Source organism: Streptomyces longispororuber (genome assembly GCF_014656095.1).
GTDB lineage: Bacteria > Actinomycetota > Actinomycetes > Streptomycetales > Streptomycetaceae > Streptomyces > Streptomyces longispororuber.
Genome location: NZ_BNBT01000098.1, coordinates 23,526 through 32,408, shown reverse-complemented (window position 1 = coordinate 32,408; position 8,883 = coordinate 23,526). Strand labels below are relative to the sequence as shown.

The following is an 8,883-nucleotide window of genomic DNA, read 5'->3' as shown; positions in this document are numbered from 1 at the left end:
CCGGCCCCGGCGGCGGCCGCTCCGGCCGCTCCCGCCGCGCCGGCTCCCTGACGGCGGGCGGTGCCGCGCTCGTGCGCCGGGGGCTTGGCACGGTCCTTGACGGGACGGATCTGCTGGGTGGCAGGGTCCTGGGCGGGGGCCGCGGGACCCGGCTCGTGCGGGGAGCCGGTCGCGCCCCGGCGCGCGGGCGCCCCGGCCGGAGGCTTGTCGCGGTCGGTGACGGGTCGGATCTTCTGCGTGGCGGGGTCGTGGGCGGGCACACCCGAGGGGCCGCCCTCGGCGCCCGGCCGGCCGGGAGCACCCGGGGACGGACGGCGCGCGGCGCGGTCACCCTGCGGCGCCCGGCCTCCCTGCGGCGCCCGCCCGCCCTGGGGCGCGCGGTCGCCCTGGGATGCCCGCTCACCCCGGGACGGGCCGTCCTGAGGCCCACCGTCGCCCCGGGAGGCACGCTCGCCCCGGGGCGCGCGGCCACCTCGGGACGCGCGGTCACCCTGGTGTGCGGGCCCGTCACCCTCGCCGGGGACGCCGGGGTGCCGCCCGGCCGGACGGTGCGCCCCCCGGGGGGCGTTGGCCGCAGGCCCGTCCTCGGGGGCGGCGGGCTCCCCGGGCCCGTCAGCGGGCCCGCGCCCGGGGCCACGCTGCTGCTGCGGCTCGTCGCTGCTCATGTCTCGCGGAACTCCCAGTTCGCGTCGTACGCCTCGTACGACCCATTGCACACTGTCTCCGCATGCCCTTCTGACCAGGCACGCGCCGCGCGGCGAAATTGCCTGGCACGGACGGTCCGCTCACATTAGGCTCCTGCGCTTCGGTCCGGACACACCGGTCCGGGCGCCCGGCCTTGAGCGGGACGAGGCTCTCTGAAAGGGATGTCCGTGAGATCAGGACGGTTCCGCCTGTACGCGGCCGTCGCCGGAGGTAACTTCCGGAGATTCGCCACGTACCGCACGGCGACCCTGGCGGGTGTGTTCACCAACACCGTGTTCGGCGTGATCCTTGCCTACACCTACATAGCCCTCTGGGACGAGAGACCCGGACTAGGAGGATACGACCAGGCGCAGGCGCTGACGTACGTGTGGCTCGGTCAGGCCCTCCTGATGGCGATGGCGGCGATGGGCGGCGGCTTCGAGACGGACCTGATGGAGCGCATCCGCACCGGCGACGTCGCCGTCGACCTCTACCGGCCCGCCGACCTCCAGGCCTGGTGGCTCGCGAGCGACCTGGGCCGGGCGGCGTTCCACCTCCTGGGCCGAGGTGTGGTACCGATGATCTTCGGGGCGCTCGTGTTCCAACTCGCGCTGCCGGACGACCCGTTGACCTGGCTCGCGACGCTGCTCGCGGTCCTGCTCGGCGTGGTGGTCAGCTTCGCCCTGCGCTACCTGGTGGCGCTCAGCGCCTTCTGGCTCCTCGACGGCGCGGGCGTGGCCCAGGTCTCCTGGCTGGCGGGCACCTTCTTCTCCGGCCTGCTGCTGCCCCTGCACGTCTTCCCGGGCGCCCTCGGCGAGGCCGCCCGCGCCCTGCCCTGGTCGGCGCTGCTCCAGGTGCCCGCGGACGTGTTCCTCGGCAGGCACACGGGCACCGGGCTGCTCGCCGTGTACGCCTTCCAGGCCGCGTGGGCGGCCGCGCTGCTGGCCCTGGGACGGCTGCTCCAGGGCCTCGCGACCCGCCGGGTGGTGGTCCAGGGTGGCTGAGCTGCTGCGGGACCGGGAGACGGCCCCCGGGGCGCGCGCGTTCGACGGACCGGCCGGGCCCCTCGCCCGGGCCCGGGAGGGGCTGCGCGCCTACGGCCTGATCACCGCCATGTGGATCCGCTCCACGATGGCGTACCGCACGTCCTTCGTCCTGACGGCCCTCGCGAACCTCGCGGCCACCGGCCTCGACTTCGTCGCGATCCTGCTGATGTTCTCCCAGGTCGACCGGTTGGGCGGCTACGGCCTCGGCGAGATCGCCTTCCTGTACGGCGCCGTCTCCACCGCCTTCGGCCTCGCCGACCTCACCATGGGCTCGATGGAGCGGCTCGGCAGGCGGGTGCGCGACGGCACGCTCGACACCCTCCTGGTCCGGCCCGTGCCGGTGCTCGCGCAGGTCGCCGCCGACCGCTTCGCGCTGCGCCGCCTGGGCCGGGTCACCCAGGGCCTGCTCGTCCTCGCGTACGCCCTGGGGAGCACCGACATCGACTGGACACCCCTGAAGGTCCTGATGATCCCGCTGATGCTGATCAGCGGCACCGGGATCTTCGCCTCCGTCTTCGTCCTCGGCGCGGCCTTCCAGTTCGTCGCCCAGGACGCCTCCGAGGTGCAGAACTCCTTCACGTACGGGGGCAACACGCTGCTCCAGTACCCGCCGACCGTCTTCGCCCAGGAGCTCGTGCGCGGCGTCACCTACGTCGTGCCGATCGCCTTCGTGAACTGGCTGCCCGGACTGTACGTCCTGGGCCGCCCGTACCCGCTCGACCTGCCGGCGTGGGTCGCCTTCACCCCGCCGGCGGTCGCCTTCGCCTGCCTCGCGCTCGCGGGCCTCGCCTGGCGCGCGGGCCTTCGCTCGTACCGCAGCACAGGGAGCTGACGCACGCGTGACCAGTGACTTCATCACCCTCGACGGCGTCGAGAAGGTCTTCGACGTCCGCAGGAGGACCGGCTTCCTGCGCCGGGAGCGGCACCAGGTGCGGGCCGTCGACGGCATCACCTTCCAGGTGCCGCGCGGCGAGATGGTCGGCTACATCGGCCCGAACGGCGCGGGCAAGTCGACCACGATCAAGATGCTGACCGGCATCCTCACCCCCAGCGGCGGCCGGCTGCGGGTCGCGGGCATCGACCCGGCCCGCGAGCGCACCCGCCTGGCCCGGCACATCGGCGTCGTCTTCGGCCAGCGCACCACGCTCTGGTGGGACCTGCCGCTCATCGACTCGTACCGCCTGATGCGCCGCATGTACCGCATCCCGGACGCCCGGTACGCCGAGAACCTCGACCGCTGCGTCGAACTCCTCGACCTCGCCGCGCTGTTGGAGGTCCCCGTACGGCAGCTCTCGCTCGGCCAGCGCATGCGCGGCGACATCGCGGCGGCGCTGCTGCACGACCCGGAGGTGCTGTACCTGGACGAGCCCACCATCGGCCTCGACGTGGTCAGCAAGGCCAAGGTCCGCGGCTTCCTGCGGGACCTGAACGCCGGGTCCGGCACGACGGTGCTGCTCACCACCCACGACCTCACCGACATCGAGCAGCTCTGCCGGCGGGTGATGGTCATCGACCACGGCCGCCTGATGTACGACGGCCCGCTGGACGGCCTGCACGAGGTGGGCCAGAGCGAGCGCATGCTCGTCGTCGACCTCGAACGCGAACTGCCGCCGCTGGAGGTCGAGTCGGCGCGGGTGGTGCGCACGGAGGGGCCCCGGCAGTGGCTGGCGTTCCCGGCGGCGGCCTCCGCCGCCCCGCTGGTCGCGGCGGTCGCCGAGCGCTACCCGCTGGTGGACCTGTCCGTCCGCGAGCCGGACATCGAGGCCGTGATTGCCAAGATGTACGCCGACCGGGGGACCTCGTAGGCTTCGGGTATGACGGACGCCGAGTCTCCGAAGCCGCCGGCCCCGACACCGGCCGTACCACCGGCCGCGCCCGGCTCCCCGGACGCGGACCCCGCCGAGGCGCGGCCCGCCACGGGGGAGTCCGCCGAGGCGCGGCCCGCCACGGGGGAGCTTTCCGAGCTGCACCCCTCCGACCTGCGGGCTTCCGACGCCGACCGGGAGCGGGTCGCCGAGGTCCTGCGCCAGGCGGTGGCCGAGGGCCGCCTCGACATGGAGGAGTTCAACGAGCGGGTGGACGCGGTGTACCGCTCCCGTACGTACGGCGAGCTGGAACCCCTCACCCGCGACCTGCCCACGGCGACCGCGCCCGCGGTCTCCCTGGCCAAGGGCTCCTTCGACGACGACCCGGCCTCGACGGAGATCGACTGGTCGCGGCGGGTCGACCCCGGGGCCGAGCCCACCTCCCGCGGCGCCTTCGCCTTCTGGAGCGGCTTCAGCCGCAAGGGCGGCTGGACGGTGGGGCGGGTCTTCACCTCGTTCGCGATGTGGGGCGGCGGCGAGATCGACCTGCGCGAGGCGCACTTCGCCGACCGCGACGTCACCATCCGCTGCTTCACGGTCATGGGCGGCATCGGCGTCATCGTGCCGCCCGAGCTCGACGTCACGGTCCGGGGCCTCGGCTTCATGGGCGGCTTCGGCGACGACGCCACCGGCCGGGGCACCCCCGGCTCCCCGCGCGTGACCGTCACCGGCTTCGCCCTGATGGGCGGCGTGGGCGTCGAACGCAGGCTCCGCAAGGCGGAACGCCTGCGCCGCAAGGAGGAGCGCCGCCGCGCCCAACTGGAGGCCAAGCAGGCCCGCCGCGCGGAACACGAACGCCGCCACGAACTCCACCGCCGCCGCACACAGGACCACCACCGCCACGCCGACGCCCACCGCCGCCGCGCGGAGGACGACCACCACGGCATCCACGGCGGGGACGCGAGCTAGGGGCCGCGGCGGGGGCCGCTCGTCAGGGTGCCCCGGCACGGTCCGTCCGGTACGGCTTGTCCGGCACGGTCCGCCCTGCACGGCTTGCCCGGCACGGCTTGTCCGGCACGGCGGGGGCGCGGGGCCCCCGCCGCCCGTCCCCGGCGTCAGATGTCCAGTTCCGCCTCGATCCGCTTGAGCTGGTGCCGGGCCATCGCCAGGTTGGCCTTCTCCTTGTCCAGGGCCAGATACAGGAACAGGCCGCTGTTGTTGCGGGACTTGAGCAGCCGGATCAGGTGGTACTGGTCGTTCAGCGTGATCAGGACGTCCTCGATCTCGCTCTTGAGGCCGAGCATCTCCATGGTGCGCACCTTGGCGCGGACCACGTCGGTGTTGCCGGCCGCGGCCACGTTGAGGTCGAGTTCCTTGTTGCCGCCCAGGGTGCCCAGGGCCATGCCGCTGCTGTAGTCGACGAGGGCGGCGCCGAGCGCGCCGTCGATGGCGGTCATCGCCTCTTTGAGGGCCGTTTCGGTGGTGAACATGGGGCTCGTACTTCCTTTTCGTCTGTTGGTGGAGCGGGCTGAGGAAGGGGTCATGGTCAGGAGTTCTCCAGTCGTTCGAGCGCACCGCCGAGCAATTCGCCGATTCGCGCGCCGGACCGGCGGCCTTCCAGGTGGAGCCGGCCCACGTTGACGCGCGGCTCCGCGAGGAGAGTGAGGACGGCGGAGGGGCCCGCGGCGTACGCCGCGACGTAGCCCCCTTCGCCGTGGACCAGGAACTCGTGGGCGAGCCCCTGGCCGGCGGCGTCCGAGAGCCGCAGCGCGGCCTCCAGGACGTCCACGCCGAAGGCGGCGAGGTGCGCCGCCGCCGCGTCCGTGGTGTCCCCGGCCAGCACACGGCCGTCGGTACCCGCCGCGAAGGCACCGGTCAGGCGGGGGACGCGGGCCCGCAGCCGGGCGAGTTCGTCGAGCACGTCGGGTTCCACCGTCATGAGCTGCCTCCTCCAGGCGCGGCGCCGTGCTGCCCGACCCCTCACGGCGCGCTCGCCCGGGGGACGGCGACATCCGGTGTCACAGGGCCTCCAAGGCGGCGCGGACCCGGAGCAGCAGCGCGGTGTCGGGCGGGACGAACCCCTCCGCCGCCCAGGAGGGGGCGGGGGAGTCCCGGGGCGGGACGTCGTCGGCCCCCGCCGCCGGTCCGGGCGGCGGCGGGCGGGGCGGGGCGAGGAGCCCCGCGGTGGCGAGCCGGCGCACTTCGAGCAGGACGTGGAAGAGCGGACGCCCGAGCCTGCGGGCCAGGTCCGCCGGTGTGCTGTGGCCGTCGGCGAGGTCGAGGAGCGCGCGGTGGCGCACCGGCACACTGCTGCCGGGCGGCACCGGGCGGCGCACCAGTGGCGCCGTGTCCATGGCGGGGCCCGGCCAGACGTCGTCGAGCAGCCGTCGGCGGCGCCGGGCCTCCTGTTCCACGGCCGCCGCCGGCACCGGGCGCGCCGCGTGCAGGCCGTGCGCGACCCCGTGCCGGAACCGCGTCGGCCCGCCGCCCGGGGCCAGGGCGAAGAGGGCGGCGTCGTGCAACGCGGTGAGCAGGCAGATCTCCAGCTCCCCGGGCGTGAGGAGGCCTTCGGTGACGAGGTACCGGCCGAGCCCGGTCCGGCGGTGCCGCCCGGTACGCGCGGCGGCCTCGTCCCACACCGCGCGCGGCAGCCGGCCGCCCGCGGTGAGGAGGACGTCGACGCCCGGCGCGGCGCTGCTCTCGGCGTGGCTGACCTGCCCGTCGCGCAGGTACAGCGTGCCGGTGTCGCGCAGCAGCGCGCCGGTGGCGCCCTCCGCGGCGAGCCGCAGGAGCATGGACTGCCGCGTCGGCAAGGTGGCCGACGAGGGCGGGTCGGCCCGCGGCGGCTCCGTCGTCCTCATCCCAGGACCAGCCTTCGGGCGGTCTCCTTGAGGCGGATCCGGGCCACGGCCAGGTTCCCCGCGTCGCGGTCGAGCCAGAGGTGCAGGAAGAGGCTGCTGTCGTGGCCGGTCTCGACGAAGCGCAGCACGTGGTAGGCGGTGCGGGTGGTGACGATCAGGTCCTCGACACCGGTGCCGCCGGTCCTGCGCGGCCCGTCGCCCCCGAGCCCCGCGCTCCCGGACCCGGGCTCGAACCCCGTACCGCCCGGCACGCGTCCCGTACCGCCCGGCTCGCGTCCCGCACCGTCCGGCTCGCGTCCCGCACCGTCCGGCCCGTCGTCCTCGGGCGGCCGGAACGTGCCGTACTCCACGGAGCACCGCGCCAGTTCCGCCGCTTCGACGGCGGCCGCCTCCGGCTGTCCCCGCGGCGACTCCCCGGCCGAACCCAGGGCCAGACCGCACGTCCAGTCCACCAGCGCGGCCCCCCGCGCGCCCGGCAGGGCCATGACCTCGTACAGAGACATGTCGATGTCCGACATCCCGACTCCCCTCCCCGCACGACGCGCCGTACCGCGTGACGTGCCGTGGTGACGCGGAGGTTATGCAGGGGGAAGAGGCCGGCGGAAGGCTCTGGCGCATTCCACCGGAACATGCCGGAGAACGACAGGGGAAGGCCGCCCGGCGCCCGTTCCTTGACACTTTGAGATTGCATCTCGGGCAGGCGAACGAATTCCTTCGTCATGACGAGTGACTCGTGCGCGGACGGTCGGCCGTACGAAAGGAAAGCGATTCCCGAACGGCGATCCGCACCGTATTCCGTCACCGGCGCGAAACCCGGAGGCCGTGTGGTGGTGGTCGCGGGGCGGCGCGGGAGGACGGCGTATCGCCGGAGAGCGGTGTACTGCCGGAGGCGGTGTACTGCCGGGCGGCGGCGCGGGCTCAGAGCTCCGCGGCCCCCGCCCCCCGCAGCGCCGACACGTCGAAGGTCTCGCCCATGCGCTCGAAGCCCGCGTCGCTGGGGTGGAGGCTGTCGCCGGAGTCGTAGCGGTCGAGGAGCTTGCGGGGGTCGTACGGGTCGCGGAGGGCCTTGTCGAAGTCCACGTAGTCGTCGAAGACCCCGCCGGAGCGGATCTCGGCGTTGACCGAGCGGCGCACCGCCTCCAGGGCGGAGGTGTGGCCCCGGTGGCCGCCGAAGGGCATCAGCGTGGCGCCGACGACGCGCAGGCCCCGGGCGTGCGCCCGCCGGGTCAGCTCGCGCAGGCCGTCCACGATGCGGCGGGGGTCGGCGCGGTGCGGGTTGCGCAGGATGTCGTTGATGCCGAGGGCGACGACGACGGCCTTGACGCCGCTGCGGCCGAGGACGTCGCGGTCGAACCGGGACAGGGCGCTGGGGTTGCCCGCGGGCGCGCCCGGGAAGGGGGCGGGCTTGCCGTCGGACAGGACGCGGTTGCCGCTGATGCCCTGGTTCACGACGCTGTAGCGCGGCGCGCCGGGCTCCTCGCGCAGCCGGTCCGCGAGCACGTCCGTCCAGCGCCGGTTGGCGCCCATGGTGGAGGTGATGCCGTCGGTGATGGAGTCACCGATGACCACGACCGTGCCGGTCGTGTCGCTGCTCAGTACGTCGACGGCGGAGACGTAGCGCCAGTACGGGCTCTGCTCGCGGTACGCGGCCCCGGTCGGGTCCTCCGTACGGTCGCCGTCGGCCACGTAGGAGATCTGGCGGGCGTGCGGGTGGTACGTCACCGGCCCGGAGGGCGTCGGCGCGTACGTGGTCACGAGCAGGTCCGCGTCGGCGGGCACGCGCAGCCGCGCCGTGTCGCTGACGACGTGGCGGCCGGGCGGGATGACGACGGAGGTCTCGCCGCCGAAGGTCAGGCGGCGCAGCGTGTCGACGGCCGCGGCCGGGCTGTTCGAGGCGGCGGCCACCGCGACGGAGGCGTGCGTGACGGTGAGCGGCTGCCTGCCGTACAGGTTGGACAGGGTCACGCGGGCGCCGTCGCCGCCGACGCTGGTGTGCACCACGTTCCGTACGGAGCGGCCCGCCAGCCCGCGCGCCCCCGTGCCGGGCTCGGCGCCCGCCGGGGACGCCGACCAGGTGCCGACCCACGTACCCGCGGAGGCGGGGGCGGCGGAGTTGCGGGGGGCGCCCGGACCGGCGCTGATCCGGTCCCGCGCGCCGTCGGCGCCCGTGACGCCGGCGTATATGGCGGCCGAGACCACCACGGTGACCGCGAGCAGGGCGGCCAGCAGTGCATAACCGTGACGCTTGGTCATGCGGGCTGTGTCTCCTCGGGCAGGGGGAGCCCGAGGCTCCGGTGTGAATAACCCATGATGCGTCATGGCGCGCGAGGAGGCCGACCCCGCCCCCCTCCGCTCACTCGGACGCCGGGAACTCGCCGTCCGTTCCAGGAGTCGGTCTGGTGAGGACGCGAGGGAACTCGACGAGGACTCGACGGGGGCGCGGCGGGGAGACGACAGGAAGCCCGGCAGGGACCGCGGCGGGGACAA

Annotated in this window: 9 protein-coding genes and 1 pseudogene; 4 read left to right on the top strand and 6 right to left on the bottom strand. The window is 74.5% G+C overall.

From position 1 onward, the window contains the following. Positions 1–260 (bottom strand): annotated as a pseudogene (locus tag IE330_RS39215) (hypothetical protein); the annotation flags it as partial. Positions 261–866: 606 nt separating this feature from the next. Between IE330_RS39215 and IE330_RS25775 the strand changes: the two are divergent. From IE330_RS25775 to IE330_RS25760, 4 genes are read left to right on the top strand one after another with little or no spacing between them, the layout of a single operon-like run. Continuing rightward, complete coding sequence (locus IE330_RS25775; RefSeq protein WP_190138505.1) at positions 867–1,688, top strand: ABC transporter permease; 822 nt, start codon at positions 867–869, stop codon at positions 1,686–1,688. After that, complete coding sequence (locus IE330_RS25770) at positions 1,681–2,562, top strand: ABC transporter permease (RefSeq protein ID WP_373314725.1); 882 nt, start codon at positions 1,681–1,683, stop codon at positions 2,560–2,562. Before IE330_RS25775 ends, IE330_RS25770 begins: the two co-directional genes overlap by 8 nt. 7 nt (positions 2,563–2,569) lie before the next feature. After that, positions 2,570–3,535 (top strand): ABC transporter ATP-binding protein, encoded by a 966-nt coding sequence (locus tag IE330_RS25765; RefSeq protein WP_190138504.1) that lies wholly within the window; start codon positions 2,570–2,572, stop codon positions 3,533–3,535. A 9-nt stretch (positions 3,536–3,544) separates the two neighbouring features. Then, positions 3,545–4,504 carry a DUF1707 SHOCT-like domain-containing protein gene (locus IE330_RS25760; RefSeq protein ID WP_190138503.1) on the top strand — a complete coding sequence of 320 codons (960 nt, stop codon included), beginning with the start codon at positions 3,545–3,547 and terminating at the stop codon, positions 4,502–4,504. 146 nt (positions 4,505–4,650) lie between these two features. On the opposite strand, the gene IE330_RS25755 is transcribed toward IE330_RS25760, so the two are convergent. The 5 genes from IE330_RS25755 to IE330_RS25735 all read right to left on the bottom strand — a co-directional run bounded on the left by IE330_RS25755 (position 4,651) and on the right by IE330_RS25735 (position 8,649). Beyond that, the gene (locus IE330_RS25755; protein ID WP_190138502.1) at positions 4,651–5,025 is read right to left on the bottom strand and encodes a hypothetical protein; all 375 of its coding nucleotides are present in this window, start codon (positions 5,023–5,025) and stop codon (positions 4,651–4,653) included. Between the two features lie 56 nt (positions 5,026–5,081). After that, positions 5,082–5,474 (bottom strand): roadblock/LC7 domain-containing protein, encoded by a 393-nt coding sequence (locus tag IE330_RS25750; protein ID WP_190138501.1) that lies wholly within the window; start codon positions 5,472–5,474, stop codon positions 5,082–5,084. A gap of 79 nt (positions 5,475–5,553) precedes the next feature. Further along, entirely contained in the window at positions 5,554–6,396 is an 843-nt protein-coding gene (locus IE330_RS25745) for a DUF4388 domain-containing protein (RefSeq protein WP_308439047.1), read from the bottom strand. After that, positions 6,393–6,914, bottom strand: a complete 522-nt coding sequence (locus tag IE330_RS25740) for a hypothetical protein (RefSeq protein WP_190138500.1) — start codon at positions 6,912–6,914, stop codon at positions 6,393–6,395. Before IE330_RS25740 ends, IE330_RS25745 begins: the two co-directional genes overlap by 4 nt. 400 nt (positions 6,915–7,314) lie before the next feature. Further along, positions 7,315–8,649 (bottom strand): SGNH/GDSL hydrolase family protein, encoded by a 1,335-nt coding sequence (locus IE330_RS25735; RefSeq protein ID WP_190138499.1) that lies wholly within the window; start codon positions 8,647–8,649, stop codon positions 7,315–7,317. Positions 8,650–8,883: the final 234 nt, after the last annotated feature.